This is a genomic window from Mesorhizobium sp. CAU 1732 (assembly GCF_039888675.1).
In the GTDB taxonomy this organism is placed as follows: domain Bacteria; phylum Pseudomonadota; class Alphaproteobacteria; order Rhizobiales; family Rhizobiaceae; genus Aerobium.
In genome coordinates this window covers 3,437,183-3,458,183 of sequence record NZ_JBDQQR010000001.1, presented here as the reverse complement: position 1 = coordinate 3,458,183, position 21,001 = coordinate 3,437,183, and the positions used below count along the sequence as shown (strand labels likewise).

Here is a 21,001-nt window from a genome sequence, read left to right as displayed (position 1 = left end):
CGAATGGGTCTATTGGATTGGGTGCGCGGGTCGAAAGAGCCGACGCCGCAAAAGCGCGCGCCCGTTCAAATCGGGCCATCGTTCAACAGTATGGCTGATACTTCGCTGGAGGAGTATCTTCTCGGTCAGACGGTAGGCAGCCGCACGGTAACGGCCGACAACGCCATGAAGATTTCGGCGGTGTGGCGGTGCGTCAGCCTAATTTCCGGCAATGTTGCGACGTTGCCCTTGGACTTGAAGCGCCGTGTCGGTGAAACGCGTGTCGACGCCGACGACCACGACTTGTGGACGATACTGCGGCGCAAGCCGAACCGCTGGCAGACGCCGGCAGAGTTTCGGCGCATGCTTCAAATGAGTGTGCTGCTTCGCGGGAACGGCTACGCCTACAAGGTCACGTCCGGCAAGAAGATCATCGAGCTAATCCCACTCAACGCGGATAACGTCGAGGTCAAGCAGGAGCGCGATTTATCGCTGACATATACGGTCACGCTACCTAGCGGTCAGCGGACGATACTGAAGCAGGACAAGATGCTGCACCTTCGCGGCATGACGTTCGACGGCATTGTCGGCTTGCCGGTCATCACCTACGCGCAGGAAGCCATGGGCCTTGCTGCGTCAACGGAGCAGCACGCAGGCGCGTTGTTTCGCAATGGCACGCGTGCGGGCGGTGTGATTAAGCATCCCGGCAGCCTGGGCGAGGAAGGGCAAGTCGCCTTGCGCGAGAGCCTGGACTACTACCGATCGGGCGCGGCGCTTGAAGGCCGCGACCTTATCCTCGAAGAGGGTATGGACTACCAGCGCCTGTCGATGACTTCGGTCGATGCGCAGTTCATTCAGACCCGCGTTCAGTCGCTTGCTGAGATCGCCATGTACTTTGGCGTTCCGCTCCATATGGTCGGCCTCAACGACAAGGCGTCGTCGTGGGGAACCGGCATTGAGCAGATGGGCATCGGCTTCGTCACCTATACGATGCAGGATTGGCTCACGATGTGGGAGCAGGCTATTGCCCGCGACCTGATCGACGAAAGCGAGCCTGATCTTTACGCGCGGTTTAACAACGCAGCCCTGCTTAAGGGCGACACCAAGTCGCGCTACGAGGCTTACGCAATCGGCCGCAACAGCGGATTTCTTTCGGCAAACGATATCCGCGCGCTCGAGGACATGGACCCGATTGAGGGTGGCGACACTTATCTCGAGCCGCTGAACATGACGCCGCTTGGCGAGCAGCCGACCACGGCCGACGCGCCGACACAGGACTAAAGCCACATGACAATGCCTAGAATTGACCTGCCCCCGCGGCAGGGCGTTAGCGCGCGCACGCCTGAAGCGGTGTTGGATCGCTGGGATTCCAGCGTCCGCTCAGCCGATGCTGTCGGCGACAACGTCATCAGCATCTACGACGTGATCGGCGAGGACTATTGGTCTGGCGGAGGGTTCACGCTCAAGCGGCTTGATGCTGCGTTGCGCACCATCGGCCGCCGCGACTTCGAGGTCCACATCAACTCGCCCGGCGGCGATATGTTTGAGGGCGTCGCGATCTACAACAAGATCCGAGACCACGCCGAGGCCAACGGCCTGACCGTCAAGGTCAAGGTGCTGGGGCTTGCGGCCAGTGCGGCCAGCGTCATTGCTATGGCCGGCGACGAGATCGAAATCGGCGCCGCCAGCGAAATCATGATCCACAATTGCTGGACCATCGCCATCGGCAACCGGCGCGACTTCGCCAAGATGTCCGAGACCATGGAGAAGTTCGACGCCAGCATGGCGGGTGTCTACGAGGCGCGAAGCGGCAACAATGCCGAGACCGTCGCCGAATGGATGGACGCCGAGACGTGGTTCTCCGGACAGGAAGCCATCGACGCGGGCTTCGCCACTGAATTGCTTCCGGCTGATCGCCTGAAGACCGACCCAGACGCGAGCGCAATGGCGCAGACCGTTCGGGCCGAAAAGAAAGCCGAACGCGCAATGCGCATGGCCGGTGCTTCTATCAAGGAAGCCAAGACGACGATTTCCGAAATGAAGTCCGCCCCGCGTGATGCGGGTGTGGAAACCACTGAACGTGATGTCAGCGGACCTGACCTTGCGGCCATCGCGGCCGCTCTCACCAACAACATCTCTCGCATGGAGGTCCACTGATGGACGCTACCGAAATCAAGTCCCTGATCGAAAAGCAGGGTACTGCCTTTGAGGCTTTCAAAGCCGAGCACAATGCCGCTCTTGCAGACGTCAAGAAGGGCCAGGAAGATGTGGTTCGCACCGATAAGGTCGAGCGCATCAACACCGAAATCGGCAAGCTGACCGCCGCGATCGACGACGCCAATTCGAAGTTGGCTGCGATTCAGGTCGGTGGCGCCAACGAAGAGACGAAGGCTAAGGGCGAGTACGCCAAGGCGTTCGATCGCTTCTTCCGGAAGGGCGACGAGGCTGGCCTTGATGCCGCTGCGCACGCCAACCCGAAGGCCGCTATGAATGTCGGCACGCCGGAAGACGGCGGCTATACCGCTCCGACCGAGTGGGATCGCACCATCGTCGACAAGCTCAAGATCGTTTCCCCAATGCGTCAGATCGCTTCGGTCCAGACGATTTCCGGCAACGGCTTCTCGAAGCTCTACAACGATCGCGCAACCGCATCTGGCTGGGTCGGCGAGACGGCTGCTCGCCCAGAGACGGCTGCCGCACAGTTCCAGCAGGTTACCTTCGCCACGGGCGAGATTTATGCCAACCCGGCCGCGACACAGCGCCTGCTTGATGACTCCGAAGTAAATATCGAGTCGTGGCTTGCCGGCGAAGTCGAGACCGAGTTTGCCTATCAGGAAGGCATCGCATTCGTATCGGGCGATGGTACCAACAAGCCGAAGGGCCTGCTGACCTACACCACGGTCGGTTCGCATCCGTGGGGCGCAATTCCGTCCGTTAATTCCGGCGATGCAGCCGCACTCACCACGGACGGCTTGATCAATCTGGTCTACGACCTTCCGAGCGAGCGCACCCCGAACGCGCGGTTCACTATGAACCGCAAGACGCAGGGTGAAATCCGTAAACTGAGGGACGGCCAGGACAGCTACATCTGGCAGCCCGGTCTTGTGTCCGGTCAGCCGGCAACGATCCTCGGCTTCCCGGTGACGGAAATGGCTGCAATGCCAGACGTCGCGGCCGATGCCATCCCGGTCGTGTTCGGTGACTTCACCGGCTACCTGGTTATTGACCGTATGGGCATCCGCATCCTGCGCGATCCGTACACCAACAAGCCGTTCGTGCAGTTCTACACCACGAAGCGCGTTGGCGGTGGCGTCGTCGATCCGACGAAGCTGCGCTACCACGTCGTTTCGGCTGGCCAATAATGCGACGGGGGGCGGGCTTCGGCTCGCCCCTTCCATTCTACGGAGGGCTTCATGAAAGCGACAGTCACCAAGCCCTTCAAGGGCGTGAAGACCGGCGAGGTCTATCCGACGCAGTTCACGTTTGGCGATAATGTCGACGGCAATCTTGCTCAGGTAGCGGTCGATAACGGGTGGGCGGTCAGCGACAAGACAGATGCCACCCACGCACCATCCCCGCCACCCGACAGATATGTCGAGAGGGGCGGCGCTGTATCGAAGCCGAGGGTGCGCCGTGGTCGTAAGTCTTGAGCTAGCCAAGAAGCATTTACGCGTCTGGCATGACGATGAGGACGAGGAAATCGCCCTCTACCTAGCGGCGGCCGTGGCCTGGACGAAGACCTACACCAACCGAGATGTAGTTCCCGCCGGCGCCGAGTTTGCATTTGATGCCGCGACTCTGCTGATGATGGCAGGCATGTTTGAGAACCGCGAGGCCGTGATTACCGGCACCATCCAGGCGGAGATTCCGACAGCACGCCGCTTGCTCGATCCGTATCGGAGGTTGCGCGTCTGATGCCTTGGGTCCACTTCACCTGCGACTACGACTGGTTCCCCCGGTACGGAGTTACCATCGCCTACAAGGCCGGAATGACGCAGAATGTCACTCGTGCGTGCGCTGACGCGGCACTCGCCACCGCTAAAGCCATTCGGATGCGTAAGGCGAGCCGGGACGCGGAGCCTGTAGCGGAGACGGTAGGGGGCGAAGATGGGGGCGGGTAGTCTTCGCGAGAAATTCACAATTCTCCGGGCCGCCCTCACGGATGACGGGTACGGTGGCGAAACCGAAACGTGGACCGATTTGCTCACAACCGCTGCGCAGATCTTGTATTCGCGTGGCGGTGAAACGGTGATGGCGGCGCGCCTTGAGGCTCAACAGCCCGCGATCCTGACTATCCGCACTAGCACGGTCGCGCGCAGCATCCTTCCGACTGACAAGGCTGTCAACGCACGCACCGGCGAGGTGTTCAATATCCGAGAGCACCCGCGCGAGTCGCGCGACAACCGAGGATACCTCGAGATGCTGGTGCAGTCGGGCGTTCCACAATAGGCGGCAAGCATGAAAATCCTGAACATGGAGCGTCTCAAGCGAAAGCTGGCGCGCATTCCCGACGCGGTAAAGAGGCGGGCGCAGGCTGACCTCTTGTTGGCAGGGCGCGAGATCAACATGCTGCAACGATCGCTTGCGCCAAAAGACGACGGTGTGCTTGCCGGAACGATCCGAACCGAAGCGCTGACGGACGGTACGGTTGGCGTCGAGATCAAGGCAGGCGGAGCGGCGACTACCAAAGCTGTTCGCAACAGCGAGAAGGGCAATTCCCCGAACTACGACTACGCCTTGGCGCAGGAATTTGGCACGAAGGATATGTCTCCTAATCCATTCTTCTACCCTGGTTACAGGGCGCGCCGAAAGAAGGCGTTAGCCAATGTAAGGCGGGGTTGGAAGAGGGCGATGAAAGACGCGGCAAGCAATGGCTAGTCCAAATCTACCACTGCAGGCTGCGATTGTTGCGCGGTTGCGCGGGCTGAATACCGCGGCAGGTCAGCGGGTTTACAGCACGCCTCCGCAGGGCACGGCAACTTACCCCTATGTGCAGGTCTGGCCAGGCTTCGAGACGCCGATCGACGAAGAGTGCTGGGATCGCACCGAAAGCACCATGCAGGTTGATGTGTGGGCTGACACGGTCAACTATCTGAAGACCAAGGAGATCGCTGCCGATATCCGCAACGCGGTGCACGAACAGCCCTTAGCGATCGTGGGCCATGTGGCCGATAGAGTCCGCGTGGAATCCATAAACTACACCGACGACCCGCCGCTCTATCGAGCGCGAATGTCGATCACGATCGAAACACAGCCGTCGTAAGCGGCTCTCCCAAGACAACAAAGGCCGCCAAGAGCGGCCATTTTTATGGAGGCCTACGTGGCTGTAACGAAACAACTCCTTATCCAGTTCTCTGACGGCGCCGAGCCTGAAGTTTTTAGTCACAACTGCACGATCAACTCCAGCCGTGATTTTGCCATTGAGGCGACGACGACCGACGCTAGCGCACCGGACTGCGAAGCCCCGGACGCGCCGAATTGGGTTCTTCGCGCGGTTGACACGTTGTCGGCCGGCATCAATGGCGCCGGCACGATGGACCCTGTGTCTTTCGGCGTTCTCCGCGACTACATGCTTGCCGGCGCCCCGTTCGCCGTTCGCGTCACGCTAGGCGGCGCAGGCGCCGATCTGGGCGGCCACTTCTCCGGCAACTATGTCATGACGTCGCTTGGCGTCGCCAAGGAAGGCAAGGGCTATGTGTCCGCGACTGTTGCTCTTCAGAGCGACGGCGAAATCGTCTGGGTGCCAGGCGTCTAATTGACGCCGCCGAGGAGCCGATATGACACAGACCCTTCATGAAGTGTTCGGCGGGGCGGAGCGAAAGTTCCGCCTTGCCATCGGAGAGCTTCGCGAACTGCAGGAAAAGTGCGAGGCAGGCCCCGCGACGATCCTGGCGCGGTTGATGTCATATCAGCCTCAGTCGGAGTTCCTGAAGAGGCCCCACCCGAAAGACTTCGACCTTGGCGAGAACGACAGCGACTACATTTCCGCGCTGAACGTCTTTGCCTTGGTTAGAAACTTTGGTGGCGACTGGCGCGTCGATGACGTGCGCGAGCCAATCCGGCTCGGGTTGATCGGCGGCGGCATTACTCCCACCGATGCTTGGGTGGCGGTGTCGCGGTACGTCGATACACGCCCGCTCACGGAGCACATCAGCCTTGCGGCCGCGATCCTTCTTAAGGCGCTGTCCGAGGACAAGGATGACGCCGTGGGAAAAACGGAGGTGGAGACGACGGAGCCGAAGGCGGAGACGGACGCCTAGTTTTCTCCACCTATTACGGCCTCGGTGCGGCCATGGGCTTCTCGCCCCGTGCCGTCGATACGATGACGCTGTGGGAGCTTTCAGTCTCGGCGAACGGTTGGTCGAAGGCGAATGGAGGCGAGCAAGAGACCGCAGCTCCGACATACGAGGAGCATCTGGCGATGGTGAAGGCGGTTAGTTCATAACCGCGCCATCTGCGGTCACAACGATATCCCACCCGCGCGCCTGTTTTAGTGCATCTGCGCACCTTGCCGCGACGTTCTGGAACTGCGCCTCTCCTCTGATGCCATCGGGCATCAGGCCGCCGCGAACGCGAAATGTCTCATATGCCACGATCGTCTCTTGGCACGCGTTTAGACGCGCGACTTCTGACGCGCTCTCGCGCGCAGCGTGGGCTTCGTACTCCCCCCAGAAGAAGTAGCCCGTCCACGACAGGACCGCGAGGCATGTGACCGCGATTAAGGTTTTCATGCCCGCATAAATATCAGGATCAAAGATGGCTGTCACCGTGGAAGAACTCCGCGCAGTTATGCGCATGGAGATGAAGCCGTTCATGCGCGATTTGCAGCAGATGAACGGCGTCTCTTCCAAGGCGGCAAGACAGGTCGAGCAGACCTGGCGCAATGCGAACCGTAGGCTTGACGGCATCGGCAAGAACATGGCGCGCAGCTTGATTGCGCCCATGGCCGGAATTGGCGCCGCACTTGGTGCGCGCGAGCTTATCCGTCTCACGGACACTTGGACCGACCTGAACAGCCGCGTTTCACTCGCCGCGGGGGGTATGGAGAAGGGCGCCGAGGTTATGGGACGGCTGGGCGAGGTCGCCCGTCGCACATATTCGTCGCTTGAGCAGACGGCGGAAGGCTACCTTCTGAACGCGACCGCGATGCGCGAGTTGGGATACAGCACTAGTCAGACGCTCGACTACACGGAATCCGTCAATAACGCGCTGGTGATTTCAGGCGCTAAGGGGCAGCGTGCCGCATCCGTGATGGATGCTCTATCGAAGGCGATGGCGATTGGAAAGCTGTCCGGCGACGACCTTAACACGGTCATTTCGACGGGCGGTCGGCTCGCTGAGGCGCTGGCTGAGGGCCTTGGCGTTACCGTCAACGAATTGCGCACTCTCGGTTCGCAAGGCAAGATTACGGGCCGCGATATCGTTAGCGCGCTGTCCAGCCAGATGGAAAAGCTTCGCAAGGAAGCGGCGGACATGCCCGCCACCATTTCGGATGGTGTGCAGCTTCTGCAGAATGCCCTTCTCGAATATGTCGGCAACGCCGACCAAGCGACTGGCGTGTCTGCGAAGATCAGCGAGGCGCTGGTCATCATGGCGGATAACTTCGACAAGACGGCAGACGTTGCATTGCAACTCGCATCCGTCATTGCTGGCGCTTTGATTGGCCGATCGTTGCTTAAGATGATTTCGACGCTTGGCCTGGCAGGCTCGGCGCTGGTGCGCTTTACGCAGGCTCTTACGGCAGCCCGCACTATGGCGTCGCTGTCTGTGGCCTTCACGGGCCTTGGCGCTGTGGCCGGCCCTGTTGGGCTGCTTATAGGCGGCGCCGTTGTCTCGTCGCTGGTATTGTTTAGCAGCAGTACGAGCGACGCAAGCGCGGGCGCAGACAGGTTCGCTGCTCGACTTGAGGCACTTAGCAAAAAAGCAGAGGACGCCGCAGTATCGGTTGAGGCGGCCGGAGAGCGCTTTAACGAAGCCCTCAAAAACGCACTTGGACATGAGGTCGCGGCTGCCGCCGATCAATTTGACGAGGCGCACGCCGCTGCCGTCCGCTTGTTCTCAGAGATCATCGATAACGCGCCTCGCCGACTCGTCAATGACGAACAGCTTGGTTCTCTGGAGGATCTGCGGGACGAGCTTGAGAGGGATGCCGAATCCGCCGAAGAGGTGAAGAACGAACTCTTCGCCCTCGCCAACGCTAATCCGAATTTTCAGGGTCTGGCGGACCAGATGCAACCGCTCTTGGATCGTTTGGCGCTGGTTATTACGGCGGCTAGGCAGGCAAAAGCAGAGCTTGCTTCGGTCAATTCCGATCCGAACGCCGAAGCCTATCAGCAGTACGGCGCGTCTCGCGTCGCTGGCAATGCCATTCAGGCGGAGCGAGAGGCTTACGAGAAAGACGCCATGCGTCGCGCGAAGCTGGGCAAAGACCAGCTTGCCATCGAGAACGAAATATCGCGCGTTCGTGAGAAGTCCATCAAGGACGGCGTGCAGCTTACAGAAGACCAGATCAAGCGCATCGCCGAAGCCAACCTTGCGGGTAATGCAGGTCGATCGGCCGAGGGCAAAAAGCCACCGAAAGAACGCGCCGACGAATACGAACGACTCGCAGAACGCATCACTGAAGCGACGGCGGCGCAGGTTGCCGAAACCGAAGTTATGCGTGGCCTGAACCCACTCGTTGACGACTATGGCTACGCAGTTGAACGGGCGCGTGCTGAACAGGAACTTCTCAATGCTGCACTCAAGGCCGGGAAGGAAATCACCCCGGAACTGAAGGCCGAGATCGCGGGGCTCGCCAATGAGTACGCGACAGCCACGGTTGAGGCAGCAAAGCTCGGTGAGTCTCAAGACGAAATCCGCCGCAAGGCGGAAGAGATGCAGGAGTTCCAGAAAGACCTGACACGCGGAATCGTTGACGGGCTAATTCAGGGCAAGAAGGCTGCGGACATCTTTGCGGAGGCGTTGACGAAAGTCGGCAACAAACTGCTCGACATGGCCTTCAATGCTGCTTTCACGCCACCGGGGGGCGGCGGGTTCAACTTCTTGAGCCTGCTTGGCCTCGGAGGCGGCGTCAAATTCTCCGGCGCACCCGGCCTTTGGTCTGAAGGCGGCTACACCGGCCCCGGCGGCAAGAACCAGCCTGCCGGCGTGGTGCACAAAGGTGAGGTCGTGTGGTCGCAGGCGGATGTTGCCGCTGCTGGCGGCGTCGGCATCGTCGAGGCCATGCGGCGTGGTTACGCCAATGGCGGACCGGTGGGTATCACGGCGCCAACCATGCCGCGGCTACAGGCACCGGCCAATCAGAATGGCCCGTCCGTGACCTACGCCCCGCAGATCGATGCACGCGGTGCTTCGGTTGAGGCTGTTGCGCGGCTGGAGCAGGTCATCGCGAAGGACAAGGCGGAGTTTTCTTCGCGGGTTCTCGCGACCGTGAGCAAAGGCCAAAAGGGCCGGCACAAGTTTTAGGGTGGGACACACATGGCAATAACCTACCCACTGGACTTGCTCGCCAACTGGCCGGGCTGGTCTACCGAGTTCGCGCTGCTTTATCGGCAGGAGCAAAGTCGGCAGGCCAACGGCCGCACGCTGGTAAAGGACTTCGGCTCGCCGCTGTGGCAGGCCTCCTACACCACGCGGTCGCTACGTCCGAACGAACTGGACGAATGGCGCGCGCGGTTGGCGAGCCTAGAGAACGGCCTACAGACCTTCCGGGGCTATGCGCTGTCGCGATGTAGGCCGCAGGCACATCCGGGTAATGGCGCACTGGCAACTGGTAATCTGCTTGTCATCCGAGCCGACCGTAAGAGCATCCAGGTAAACCAACTAACGCCAAACATGCGACTGACCGTGGGTGACATGATCCAGATGGGCGATCGGGATCTGCATCAGGTCATGGAAACGCGCACGGCCGTAAGTACGGGCTGGATAGATACCGATTTCGAGGTCCGGCCTCATATTTGGCCCGGCGTGACGACAAACACGCCGGTTAGCGTCGTGAAGCCTTCGTGCGTCATGACAGTCGTTCCGGGCTCAATCAGTAGCACGGCGGACCTCGCTACTGGGCGTGGTGCGGTTTCGTTTCAAGCGATAGAGGCAAGGTAGGCGGCGCTGCTTCCGGCCTCCCTGCTGGCTATTACCACCTATTACCCCACACACGTCTGGATTCCCATGCGCTCTCTCTCTCCTGAGAACTTCGCCGCGCTACAGGCGCGTCGACTGGTTGCTCGTGACTTCCTCTGGATCGTCGCGCGCAATCGAACGACAGGCGCGGCTGTCACGGACGGCATGTGGTCCGACGTCGGCAATGTGTCGGCGGCTGTCATCCATCCCGACACCGGCCTGCCGGTCACCCGCGATTGGTACGGCTCGGGAACGCTGGTGCAGATCAGCGACATTCCGGCCGTGGCCAACCTGTCGGTACAGTCCGTCACCATCCGTCTGAGCCAGGTTGTCGACCACGTCGAGACGCTGGTCCGCGAGTACGACTGCAAGCAGGCTCGCGTTGAAATCTACCGCGGGCTTTTCAATCCAGAGACACGACAGATGGTGGCGCCGGCTCAATGCCGGTTTGTCGGCTTCGTGGACGAAATCACGATCAACACGCCTTCGGAAAACGACGAGGGCGGCGTTGAGATGCGGTGTGTGAGCCACACGCAGGAAATGACGCGGTCGAACACCGAAACGCGTAGCCACGAAAGCCAGAAGCTTCGCAGCGCGACGGACACGTTCTTCGTGGATGCCAGTACGGCTGGTGAATACGAAATCTTCTGGGGCTCGATCAAAGGAAAAGTTCCAAGCCAGCCCAAGAGGAAGAAATTCCTCGGGATATTTTGATGGTGAGGCACGCCACCGAGAGCGACCGCCTGCGCGTTGTGCGCCTGCTTGGCGAAAGTCACAAGGCGGCGGGGTTCACGTTCCCGTTCGATGCCGTGCGCGCCGAGGCGCTGTTCAAGCAGCACATGGCGGCTGGTCTTGTGCTGGTGCTTGGCGATCCCGCTCAAGGCGTCCTGATGGCAGCCGCAACGGACCATCCGTTCGGCATGGGCCGCGTAGCCAAAGAAACGGTTTGGTTCATCCGGCCCGAAGCCCGCGGACGCTCCGCATTCAAGATGCTGGACGCCTACGAGGCGTGGGCGCGCGAGCAAGGCTGCGTCGCTGTCGGCATGGCATCGCTCGCGACCAATGACGTCTCCCGTCTCTACGAACGGCGCGGCTACGCCGCTGCCGAGACGCACTTTTTGAAGAGCCTGTAGAGCGCCGCATCGTCGGCATTGCTCCGGGCTTCCGGGGTTCCCTACATGGCAATTTTTACCGCAATCGGGGCGGCCTTTACGGCTATCTCCGGTTTCATCGGCAGCCTTGGCGCTATCGGTGCATTCGCACTTCAGACGGCGGCAGGCATCGGTCTCAACCTGCTTGCGCAGGCCATTGCCGGCAAACCGCAAGACCCGAAGTTCAGCGTCAACGGCACGCTGCAGTCTGGCGGCGATCTGCCGCGCACGATCCTGTTTGGCTACACCGCGACGGCCGGCTCGCTGGTCTATGCGAACACTTGGGGTAACGTCGACGAGACTGACAACGCCTATCTGACACAGGTCATTGCTCTGTCGGACTTTCCGGTTCGGGAACTCCGCGAGGTTTGGGTCAACGGCGAACTCTGTACGCTCGGCGCAGTCGAGCACGCAGAGCGCGGCTATCCCGTCAATGAATACCGCAAGGACGGCTACGACAATCTCTGGGTAAAGCTTTACGACGGCACGCAGACGGCGGCCGACCCGTTCTTGGTGTCGAAAGTTTCGAGCGCCGCGCGCCCCTACAACAGCACCCGCGTTGGTGCCGGCGTGGCCTATGCCATCACGACCGCCAAGGTCACCAAGAACCTGTTTTCAGGCATTCCGTCGTTCAAGTTCGCGCTCTATGGCGCGCGGCTTTACGACATCACCAAGGACAGTACGCAGGGCGGCTCGGGCACTCACCGCGACAATGATCCGTCCACATGGGGCGGCGACGGCGATTTCCTGCCCGCGGTGCAGATCTACAACGTCCTGCGCGGCATCAACTACGGCGGAAAGTGGCTTTATGGCGTGCAGGGCATGTCAGGTGTCCGTCTGCCGGCCGCCCATTGGCGCGGGCAGATCAACAAGTGCCGCGCAGTCATTGCCAGCGCGGACGGTCCAGTGCCGACATATCGGTCGGGCGGCGAAGTTGCCGTAGACGCGCCAATTGGCGATGCGATCGAGGCTTTCCTGACGACGTGTCAGGGCAGGCTGTCCGAAGCCGGGGGCGTCTACAAGCTGTATTGCGGCGCTCCGGGTAGCCCGGTGGCGTCGTTCACGGACGGAGAAATCCTGTCCTCCGAAGAGCAGAGCTTTACGCCGTTCTTTGGTCTGGCCGACACGATTAACGGCATTTCGGCGCGCTATCCATCGCCCGCCGAAGGCTGGAACCAGAAGGTTGCGCCGCCGCTCTACCGTCCGGACCTTGAGGTTCTGGCTGGCAATCGCCGCCTGATGGCCGACGTTCCGCTCGACTTCGTCCCGTACGCGGAGCAGGTCCAGCGGCTCATGAAGTCGGCGCTTGAGGAAGCGCAGCGGGCGCGCCGGCATACCTTCGTCCTGCCACCTCAATATTGGGTGCTTGAGCCGGGCGATATAGTCTCGTGGACAAGCGAGCGCAACGGCTACATCACAAAACTCTTCCGCGTCGATGGCGTGGTTGATCGAGCCAATCTCGATGTGATGGTCGATCTGACGGAAGTCGATCCGGCCGACTACGACTGGAACAGCGAGACCGACTTTCATCCGCCTGTCGACGGCGCTGTCGGCCCGGTTCGCCCGTCGCCGCAGCCGATCATCGATTGGTTTGCGGAGCCTTGGCAGATTGAGGATGCGCTTGGTCGCGCGAGACGTCCGGCCATACGGCTGGCGTGGAATGGCGACCAGCCGGACGTTGACGCTGTCGTGTTCGAGGTGGCTCTGGCGGAAACGCTAGAGGTCATTCACCGCGGACGCACCGACGAAGTTGAAGTTGGTTCGCTGGTTACGTCGCAAGGCTTGCTGCCGAACGAAGACTATTACGTGATAGGGCGCTACGATTCAGCGTCCCAGCGCGAAATGGTTTGGTCGGCTCCGCTTTTGGTGCGGACGCTGGACATCCGTATGGGTGACGACGACGTCTATTTGCCCGGTCTCATCGAGGAAGTCGCCGAAAGCGTAAAGGAAGGCCTGGACTTCGTTGGCCCGGAACAGATCCGCACGTTGCGCGAGAACATGCGCCGGCTGGCGCTCTATGGCATCGAGCAAGACGGCGCGAACGTTCTCGACAAGCAGGAGTGGCGACAGGCCGTAACCGCTACGGCGCTGGATACGACTGCCAAGTATGAGTTGCTCGTTCAGACGCGCGTGCAGGAGATCAACGGCATCATCTCGACGGTGTCCGGCCGCGTCGAAACGCTGGAAGCGATCACGGTTCCGGCGCTGATAAGCGCACAGGACGCTGTGTCTGTTCGTGTCGATCAGGCGGAGAACGCGATTGTCGCGGCGGGTGCTCGTGTCGCGACACTCGAAGGTGCGATGACCGGCTACACCGGTGCAAACGCGCTTGCCAGCGCCTTCAACGGGCAGAGCATCCAGATATCGAACCTCGCTGGTGATCTCACGTCGGTAGCGACGGGGCTGTCGCTGGTTGAAACCTCGGTCGGCAGGTTCTCTGCGTCGGGCCTCTTCCGCACATCAGTTATGTCCACGGAAAGTGGCGCGCAATCGACGATCGGCATTGCGGCAGCAGCGAGTTCAGGTGGAGCGCCAACCACCGCAGCGCTTCTCTTGAACGCCCGGGCAGGTGGCATCGGTGAAGTCGGCATCATCGCCGATCGGTTCTACATGCGGGATGCGGCTGGCCGCTTTGACCCCTTCATCATCGACAGCGGCACGGCCTACTTCAACAACGCACGCATCCGCAACCTGACCGCGACGAACATCAATGTCGCGAACCTCACGGCTCAAACCGGCTTCTTCGACAACCTGACGCTCGTCGACGGCAATATCCCGGCGCGCATCATTACTGCGGAGGCTTCGTTTAGCGGGTCGCTTCCATCGTCCTTGACGTGGGCAAGCGGCACGGTTGCCACCCCGCCATCGTCTGGTTTCGCCGCTCGCGAATGGATTATTGGTCAAGAAGTCATAAATTCAAATTCCGGACTGCCAATATTCTATAATCTGGCGGGTAGTTTTTCACGAAGCTACACATTTACTGGTAGCGGGTCAGTCACTTTGATTGGGCGATTGATCATGCGGGTTATGAGCGGTTCAACAATGCTTAGAGAATTTATAGTAGCGGCGGATAGTTTCACTAGAACGGGCACTGGATCAGTAGCCGTTGCTGGAAGCGATAGCGCGCTCTTGTACGCAGCCGTCCCGAGTGCCGGAAATTATACACTTAGGGCTGTTCTTTATTTGGCCCACAACCCAACCTTGGGCGGCAGCGGGCCAGATACAACAGGCAACACGTCAGCGGAAGGCGTTGCTACCTGCAACAGGTTCTAGACGTAGCAACCTGTAACCGACACTAGGAAACCCACCATGACCGAACAGACCACGGCTGGCGCCGATGCGCCGGTCACCGAAGCTATGCCTGATCTCCCGCCGGAACTGCTTGCCTCGATCGGAGAGGATGCGTGGCTGATCAATGCATATCGCGAGCGCAACCGCGCATTGGCGGCAACGGTGCATCACCAACGCGCGAAGATTGCAGAACTGACCAACCGGATGGAGGCGAAATCCGAACCGGCTCCCATCCAAAGCAAACCTGCCAGAAAGCGGAAAGAGGCCTGACATGCCGGCATTCTGGAACACAGGCACCGCCACGCTGACCAGCGGCTCGGCGGCCGTAACGGGACAGTCGACGGCGTGGAACTCGGCCAATGCCGCGTTGCGGCCGGGTGACACGATCGAGAGCGACGACGGCCGCCGCGCGACGATCCTCACGATCAACTCGGCCACGTCGATCACGCTCGACAAGCCATGGCGCGGCACCACGCAGACCGCGCAGCCTTACAAGGTCTGGTACACGCCTGATGACGTCTATCTTGAGGGGCAGGCGCGCCAGGCGCTTGCGCAGACCGGCAAGCCGAACATCGGGGCCCTTGCCGGTCTGGACGGCACGGGCGGCGACAAGCTGCCGTACCTGACTGGCGCTAGTACGATGGCGCTGACGCCTCTTCCCGCATTCGCGAGGTCTCTTCTTGATAGTGTGAATGCTGCCAGCTTATGGACTACGATCGGCGCGTCGGCGCCACCAGCCTCGGCGTTCCGACGGGGCAATATCCTCGGGCCCGTAAGCCAGTCCGCGGGCGTGCCTACAGGCGCTGTCATTGACAGCGGCAGCAACGCTAACGGCAGGTATGCACGCTTTGCCGACGGCACGCAGATTTGTACGCAGCCCGCGTTCAATATTGCGTCGATCAATAACGCGTTGGGTGTTCTGTTTCGGTCGGGACAACAGACATGGACCTTCCCTGCCGCTTTTACCGCTTCACCTTCCGTTAACGGAAAGAACAACACTGGCGCGACCTACGCGTGGTTCGGAAGCGCTTTTACTGACGACGCCAGCACGGCTAATTCGAACTTTGGCGTCTTTTCGAGTGCGTCCGTTTCCACCGCAACAAGTTGGTCGCTGTTCGCAATCGGGAGGTGGTTCTGATGCACATCACACTTAATCCTCAACGCCGCGACGACATCCTTTCTGTCGAGGTCACCGGCAAGAGCATTCTCATCAACGGCGAGTTGTTCGACTTTAGCACTCTCAATGACGGTGACATGGTGCAGGACGTTCCATGCGAATTGATCGTCGGAATGGTCGAGTGCGTCGATGGCGATATTCATCTGTCGCTGATCCTGCCGCATGGGGCGAACCCGTCACAGGCCGTTGCGTTTCCTGCGCCGATCGTGGTGACGGCAGACGGGCCGGTTGATCTTCCGCACGATCCCGAACCTGTCGAACCCGAGGAGCCCGCCGATGTGGAGCCCTGATCCCGAGACCATCGTCACCGCTGCGCAGCGTCAGGCGGAAGCGCAGGCCGCGACGATCGAGGCCTTCCGGTCGGCCATTCAAAGTCACGTCGATGAAGCCGCTCGTTCACGCCGCTATGACAGCGGGTTCGCACTCGCCAGCTACGTCGCCAGCACCAACCCGGAATGGGCAGCCGAGGCGCAGGTCTTCGTCGCCTGGCGCGATGCCGTGTGGCTCTACGCCTATGCCGAGCTCGACAAGGTGATGGCCGGGGAGCGCGAAGCTCCGACCGTCGCGGGCTTCATCACGGAACTGCCGGCGATCGAGTGGGAGTACTAGAAACGACGCAACAGGCCTGTTCCAATTTGCCATTGCGTGATGCCTGAGTCCCTGAACGTGTGGCGCGCTTCGCCCTCGAATCGAACGCTGAAGGCATCGAGGTCAACTTCCACACCAGCACCAATTGTAACGAGTGGTGAGACTGTCAGGCGGCTATCCTTTGTTCTGGTTCCTCCGTAGCTAGAGATGCAATTATAGATCATCCCATCTGTCCACCAAAAGCCAGACCATCCATCGCAGTATCGCGAGTTTCTGTCGTCTACGATTCTTTCACTAACCGCTACTGCAACACCCGCTCCGGCGCGGCCGAAGACAAGCGTTCGCCCTATCTGCCGGCCAACACGTCCGCTGATAGTGGGAGAAATAATGTCCTGATGGGTAGTGCTGGTTGTTCTGTCGATTTGGTCGAACTGATCAAATGGCCAAGGGTCTGACCAATGAGTCCAAATCGATTGATTTATGTTCCCATATTGGGCCCTGTCCGATGCTCCGTCGCGCGATGCTAGTCCGGTTTGAGAAGACACCTCAAAGCCGTACATCGTATGTCCGTCAAACCAGTTTCGACCTCCGTATATCGAAACCGCAGAAGACCCACTTGCGTTTCCGGCATCGTTAACGCTGGCGCCGCCAAATGCTCCAACGCCAACATACCAGTCTGTGCTGAAGGGTGGATTGATTGGTCCCGAACCCGGTTCTGATGCGGACGGTAAGCCATCATAGCAAGACAGACGTGACGTGTCGTCTTGAACCGTCCTGCAGTACTCGATCGTGTTTGCCGCAGCAAATGATGGAATTGCTGTCGCGAATGTTAGCACAAATATAAACTTGAGCATTTCAAGCCCCCCTTAACCCGCGCCGATAGAACCACGGCGCCGGGCGGGAGTCGAATCTGCTTGGCAAGCTAGTGGGCTGAATAGCAGCAGGCCGGCACCCGGTCTTGGGGGACACGTAAGGGCGCCGGCCGCACTGCCGCGTACTTCTGGGAACGCGTCAGCGACCAATGAACACAGAGCCATCGTGAAGGTTCCAAAGAAGAAGGCCGCCCCCTGCGGACGGCCCTCAATCACCCGGCAACAGTCGGGGGAAAGGACTTGTCATGACCAAGATCACGCACATCGTGGTCCACTATTCCGCGACCTATGCCGACCAGAACTTCACGGTGAAGGACATCGACAAGATGCACCGCGACCGGGACTGGCAGATGGTGGGCTTCTAGGGGTTACTTTCAGAAACAAACGACGTTGCCGCCGAAATTCTGGCACATCGTCGGGCCGCCTCTAGATCTCCTTGCATCTTGAACGCGCGCCTGCCTTTCACGGCCAGCAACCTCACTCTGAGCTTCTGCCTGTAGGCACTGGCCATGCCGGGGTGTTCCGGGCACGGTGCCTTGTGCAGCGCACCTCTGTTCAATTTGCTTGGCCAGCGCCTCGCGCTCCGAAAAACTCATCTCCGCAACTGTCTTCGTGCAGCCCGCAAGAGCAGCCAAGGACAATATCAACGCAACCCATTTCATTAGCTTTCCCTCCGCGCGGTTGTCTTGAACCTTACAAGCAATAGCAAGCGGCACAACTCCCCACACCCATCACGGTGCTCAAATGCTCCGCACACTCGGCCGCGTCTCGCGGCTCATCAACCGGCTTGCGCGCGGCAGGCCGGGCCAAACGCTATGCGCGCGCATATCCGCCGCTCAAGGCCACGACTGCTTGTTCTGTCGGGTTGTCGGTTGGGTGCTGCGCGATCCCGACCACTGCTGGGTTGAACGGGTGCTGGATATGCGGCGCGGGCGTACCACAAAACAATAGGAGGCCCTATGGCCAGAGAAACGCTACCCGCAGCGCTTGCGCTGATGTTCGGGCATGAGGGCGGCTATGTAAACGCCAAGACCGATGCCGGCGGCCCGACGAAATATGGCATCACGCATCGCACCCTTGCCGCCCATCGCGGCGTGACCAGCGTGACCGCGGCGCAGGTGAAGGCACTCACGCTCAAGGAAGCCGAGACGATCTACCGCAAGTCCTATTGGACGCAGAGCGGCGGCGATCTGCTGCCTGCCGGTCTGGACTATGCGGCATTCGACTACGGCGTGAACTCCGGTCCTGCGCGCGCCATCAAGAGCCTGCAGGCTGTCGTCGGCGTGCCGCAGGACGGTATCGTTGGCGGGCAGACCGTTGCGGCCGTCAATCGCTACCCTGGGGGGGTGACCGCGGTGATCCGCGCCTATTGCGGCGAGCGCATGCGCTTCCTGCGCAGCTTGGGCGGTGCTCGGGGCTTCCCTGCCAACGGTCGCGGCTGGACCATCCGCGTCACCGGCAAGGATCCGAAAGGCCAGTGGAAAGACGAGCCGGGTGTTATCGGCAACGCCTTGCGGCTTGCGGCTGGTGCAACTCCTGCGCCGTCTCCGGCGCCCGTGGCTGGCGGCAAGGCTAACCCTGCCGACCGCAGCATTACGGACATCGTGAAGGAAGAGCCGTCGCTGGTGGTTTCGATACTTGGTGGCCTCGGCACGATTGCTGCCGGCACGGGGCCTCTACAATGGGCGTTGGCGATCGGCGTTGTGGCTGCTGTCGGCTACGGCCTTTACCGGCTGGTGAAGCGGGAGAGGGCGAATGCTTAGCATCGTAATCTGCGCAGCCGTCCTCCTCGTCATAGCGGTTGTTGCCGCCGTTCTCGTGCGAGGCACGCGCCGATGGTAGCCGCATTATTCGCTTCGCTCTGGTCGCGCGTCACCGGCTATGCCGTGGCTGTCGCAACCGTCGCGGCCATTCTGTTTGCGGCCTACCGCAAGGGCGGCAAGGACGCCGCGGCCCGCACGGCCGAACAGCGGCTCAATCAACTCAATAAAGCAAGGAAGGTCGAACATGAAGTCGATCGCCGTAGCGATGACGACGTGCATCGCGATCTTTCTAAGTGGCTGCGTGACTAGTGACGGAAGCTACTGTGACATCGCGCGGGCGGTTCGTCCTAGCGTAGCGGACACGCTAACCGCCGACACCGCGCGCCAAATCCTGGCGGAGAACGAGAAGTTGGCAAGCCTGTGCGGGGTCAAGCCGTGAAGCGGTATGAATTCGAGTTCTACGCTCATCGCGCCAAAGCCCGTTGGTTCGTGCAAACGCTATCGTTCGTCGTCGGCCTGCGAGGCCTCGTAGGATGACCGGGCCCGAAATCATGGCGGTCGTCGGGTTTTTCTTGATGGTCTCCGGCGTGCTGTGGGGCATCTGGTGGAAGATCGACGGGCAGGTCAAGGATCGCGTGCGCGAGGTCCGCGACGATTGCGACAAGAAGGCTGACGCCGCCGTGAACCTTGCTGCGCTGGCACGGTCGGACCTTGCCGATTTCAAGCTGGACGCCTCAAAGACCTACGCCACGAAAGCCGGAATGCAGGAGCAAACGGCGCAACTGCTCCGAGCTATTGAATCAATCGGTGGCCGCATCGATCACATCGGCGAGCGGATCGACAACATCATCATGCAACAGCAGAAGCCATCTACGAGGCGATCGGGGTAGGGGTGGCACACTTGTTTCCGATGCCTATATCAGGCAAAATTCGGGCTGCGAAGCGTGCGGGCCGCCCCCGCATGGGCATTTATGCAACGCATAAACCATGAAATTCTCTAGAAATAGCCTTGAGCGCTAGTGCGCACCCGCACTAGCGCTCAAGGTTACTTCTTGTCAATTATTTTTTCGCACTATATATAAGTGCTAACAACCGGCGGGAATTTTCCTCATGCCGCGTGAACCCATTTGTCGCATCGATGTTACTAAATAGGAACATTAATCTGCGGCGGCGGTTCCATACTTAGGACGCTTGGGAGGGTAACATAATGGAGACAGCCATGACCACAACGACCAGCAGGCAGCCAGCGGCTCATGATGATGTAGTCGTTCTGGCATATCCAGGAAACCAACTGAAAGGTCAGGTTCGCAGCCTCGAATCTACGCAGTCGGCTTTCACGGTAATAAAAGAGACCTTTTTCTCTGGAAAATAGTCCTCATCTTATAGAATTTTTTGGAAAGGCCCTTGCAGATTGCAGGGGCCTTTTCTTATTAGGATGTAATTGACCATTAGGGATGAGCGATTTGAACGGGTTGTTTAAGGAACTGGAGGACGAAACGCGATTTCGCGAAATCGTTATCAACCACTTTGAAAACGCCCCGAATGAAATCGGGGCGGTGATGAGGTGTGTCAACCGTATCGATGCAGCGCGCTTAACTTATGCTTACGGCGAATACGTTCAAACTGTCGAGAAATTTGCCGTTTTATTGCAATCTGAAAATCCAGATCATTACAAGCGTGCTGGCGCACTTTTGCACGCTCTGTATCAAAGCGAGATCATCAGCGACGTAGAGCTGGAGTCTACATCTGAGGAACTAGAAGCCGGATTTACCCGTATCAATGTGGGTGATGCTGAGCATATTCTCCCATTTGTGCAGTTCTACGAAACCTTTCACAACCAAATGCTTGCTTTCGATCTATCATACAAGTTCTGCGCCGCGTATGAGCCGGAACCGCGTATGTACGATTTCGACTATTTGCATAACGTTTGCAGATATCTGAAACAAAATTCGAATCTCAATGTGGATTCGCTGTTCATGATGTTTAAGTCGCTGATGCGATAACCCGCCCGCTAAGCCTACACGAACACGCACATAACCAGCCGCCTCTCCTTAATCG

At 59.9% G+C, this 21,001-nt stretch carries 25 protein-coding genes; 24 read left to right on the top strand and 1 reads right to left on the bottom strand.

Annotation, left to right across the window (positions count from 1 at the left end; translation table 11 throughout):
* Positions 1-3: 3 nt before the first annotated feature.
* The 10 genes from AAFN55_RS16855 to AAFN55_RS16810 all read left to right on the top strand — a co-directional run bounded on the left by AAFN55_RS16855 (position 4) and on the right by AAFN55_RS16810 (position 6,239).
* On the top strand, positions 4-1,260 hold the full coding sequence (locus AAFN55_RS16855; protein ID WP_347799981.1) for a phage portal protein: 1,257 nt from the start codon (positions 4-6) through the stop codon (positions 1,258-1,260).
* A gap of 6 nt (positions 1,261-1,266) precedes the next feature.
* Entirely contained in the window at positions 1,267-2,136 is an 870-nt protein-coding gene (locus AAFN55_RS16850) for a head maturation protease, ClpP-related (RefSeq protein ID WP_347799980.1), read from the top strand.
* Positions 2,136-3,341 (top strand): phage major capsid protein, encoded by a 1,206-nt coding sequence (locus AAFN55_RS16845; protein WP_347799979.1) that lies wholly within the window; start codon positions 2,136-2,138, stop codon positions 3,339-3,341. The genes AAFN55_RS16850 and AAFN55_RS16845 overlap by 1 nt, the downstream gene beginning before the upstream one ends.
* A 51-nt stretch (positions 3,342-3,392) precedes the next feature.
* Positions 3,393-3,629: a hypothetical protein gene (locus tag AAFN55_RS16840; protein ID WP_347799978.1), complete on the top strand. Its 237-nt coding sequence runs from the start codon at positions 3,393-3,395 to the stop codon at positions 3,627-3,629.
* Positions 3,613-3,894 (top strand): head-tail connector protein, encoded by a 282-nt coding sequence (locus AAFN55_RS16835; RefSeq protein ID WP_347799977.1) that lies wholly within the window; start codon positions 3,613-3,615, stop codon positions 3,892-3,894. Before AAFN55_RS16840 ends, AAFN55_RS16835 begins: the two co-directional genes overlap by 17 nt.
* Positions 3,895-4,086: 192 nt before the next feature.
* On the top strand, positions 4,087-4,428 hold the full coding sequence (locus tag AAFN55_RS16830; protein WP_347799976.1) for a head-tail adaptor protein: 342 nt from the start codon (positions 4,087-4,089) through the stop codon (positions 4,426-4,428).
* A gap of 9 nt (positions 4,429-4,437) precedes the next feature.
* Positions 4,438-4,857, top strand: a complete 420-nt coding sequence (locus AAFN55_RS16825) for an HK97-gp10 family putative phage morphogenesis protein (protein WP_347799975.1) — start codon at positions 4,438-4,440, stop codon at positions 4,855-4,857.
* Complete coding sequence (locus AAFN55_RS16820; RefSeq protein WP_347799974.1) at positions 4,850-5,242, top strand: DUF3168 domain-containing protein; 393 nt, start codon at positions 4,850-4,852, stop codon at positions 5,240-5,242. Before AAFN55_RS16825 ends, AAFN55_RS16820 begins: the two co-directional genes overlap by 8 nt.
* Positions 5,243-5,287: 45 nt before the next feature.
* On the top strand, positions 5,288-5,734 hold the full coding sequence (locus AAFN55_RS16815) for a phage tail tube protein (protein WP_347799973.1): 447 nt from the start codon (positions 5,288-5,290) through the stop codon (positions 5,732-5,734).
* 22 nt (positions 5,735-5,756) lie between these two features.
* Complete coding sequence (locus tag AAFN55_RS16810) at positions 5,757-6,239, top strand: gene transfer agent family protein (RefSeq protein ID WP_347799972.1); 483 nt, start codon at positions 5,757-5,759, stop codon at positions 6,237-6,239.
* A gap of 174 nt (positions 6,240-6,413) precedes the next feature.
* On the opposite strand, the gene AAFN55_RS16805 is transcribed toward AAFN55_RS16810, so the two are convergent.
* Positions 6,414-6,746, bottom strand: coding sequence for a hypothetical protein (locus tag AAFN55_RS16805; protein ID WP_347799971.1), 333 nt, complete (start codon positions 6,744-6,746; stop codon positions 6,414-6,416).
* Between AAFN55_RS16805 and AAFN55_RS16800 the strand changes: the two genes are divergently transcribed.
* From AAFN55_RS16800 to AAFN55_RS16735, 14 genes are all read left to right on the top strand, one after another.
* The gene (locus AAFN55_RS16800; RefSeq protein WP_347799970.1) at positions 6,736-9,447 is read left to right on the top strand and encodes a tape measure protein; all 2,712 of its coding nucleotides are present in this window, start codon (positions 6,736-6,738) and stop codon (positions 9,445-9,447) included. The genes AAFN55_RS16805 and AAFN55_RS16800 overlap by 11 nt on opposite strands.
* Positions 9,448-9,459: 12 nt before the next feature.
* Positions 9,460-10,083, top strand: a complete 624-nt coding sequence (locus AAFN55_RS16795) for a hypothetical protein (protein WP_347799969.1) — start codon at positions 9,460-9,462, stop codon at positions 10,081-10,083.
* A 66-nt stretch (positions 10,084-10,149) separates the two neighbouring features.
* Positions 10,150-10,815, top strand: a complete 666-nt coding sequence (locus tag AAFN55_RS16790) for a hypothetical protein (RefSeq protein WP_347799968.1) — start codon at positions 10,150-10,152, stop codon at positions 10,813-10,815.
* Positions 10,815-11,234, top strand: coding sequence for a GNAT family N-acetyltransferase (locus AAFN55_RS16785; protein ID WP_347799967.1), 420 nt, complete (start codon positions 10,815-10,817; stop codon positions 11,232-11,234). The genes AAFN55_RS16790 and AAFN55_RS16785 overlap by 1 nt, the downstream gene beginning before the upstream one ends.
* Positions 11,235-11,279: 45 nt before the next feature.
* Positions 11,280-14,525, top strand: coding sequence for a phage tail protein (locus AAFN55_RS16780; RefSeq protein ID WP_347799966.1), 3,246 nt, complete (start codon positions 11,280-11,282; stop codon positions 14,523-14,525).
* A gap of 36 nt (positions 14,526-14,561) precedes the next feature.
* A complete protein-coding gene (locus AAFN55_RS16775) occupies positions 14,562-14,813 on the top strand; it encodes a hypothetical protein (protein ID WP_347799965.1) in 252 nt (83 codons plus the stop codon).
* Position 14,814: 1 nt separating this feature from the next.
* Entirely contained in the window at positions 14,815-15,681 is an 867-nt protein-coding gene (locus AAFN55_RS16770; protein ID WP_347799964.1) for a hypothetical protein, read from the top strand.
* Positions 15,681-16,010 carry a hypothetical protein gene (locus AAFN55_RS16765; protein WP_347799963.1) on the top strand — a complete coding sequence of 110 codons (330 nt, stop codon included), beginning with the start codon at positions 15,681-15,683 and terminating at the stop codon, positions 16,008-16,010. The genes AAFN55_RS16770 and AAFN55_RS16765 overlap by 1 nt, the downstream gene beginning before the upstream one ends.
* Positions 15,997-16,329, top strand: coding sequence for a hypothetical protein (locus tag AAFN55_RS16760; protein ID WP_347799962.1), 333 nt, complete (start codon positions 15,997-15,999; stop codon positions 16,327-16,329). The genes AAFN55_RS16765 and AAFN55_RS16760 overlap by 14 nt, the downstream gene beginning before the upstream one ends.
* Before the next feature lie 1,810 nt (positions 16,330-18,139).
* A complete protein-coding gene (locus tag AAFN55_RS16755) occupies positions 18,140-18,943 on the top strand; it encodes a glycoside hydrolase family 108 protein (RefSeq protein ID WP_347799961.1) in 804 nt (267 codons plus the stop codon).
* Positions 18,944-19,015: 72 nt separating this feature from the next.
* Positions 19,016-19,252 carry a hypothetical protein gene (locus AAFN55_RS16750; protein ID WP_347799960.1) on the top strand — a complete coding sequence of 79 codons (237 nt, stop codon included), beginning with the start codon at positions 19,016-19,018 and terminating at the stop codon, positions 19,250-19,252.
* A 242-nt stretch (positions 19,253-19,494) separates the two neighbouring features.
* Positions 19,495-19,833, top strand: coding sequence for a hypothetical protein (locus AAFN55_RS16745; protein ID WP_347799959.1), 339 nt, complete (start codon positions 19,495-19,497; stop codon positions 19,831-19,833).
* Positions 19,834-20,162: 329 nt separating this feature from the next.
* Positions 20,163-20,315 carry a hypothetical protein gene (locus tag AAFN55_RS16740; protein ID WP_347799958.1) on the top strand — a complete coding sequence of 51 codons (153 nt, stop codon included), beginning with the start codon at positions 20,163-20,165 and terminating at the stop codon, positions 20,313-20,315.
* A gap of 82 nt (positions 20,316-20,397) precedes the next feature.
* Complete coding sequence (locus tag AAFN55_RS16735) at positions 20,398-20,946, top strand: hypothetical protein (RefSeq protein ID WP_347799957.1); 549 nt, start codon at positions 20,398-20,400, stop codon at positions 20,944-20,946.
* Positions 20,947-21,001 lie beyond the last annotated feature (55 nt).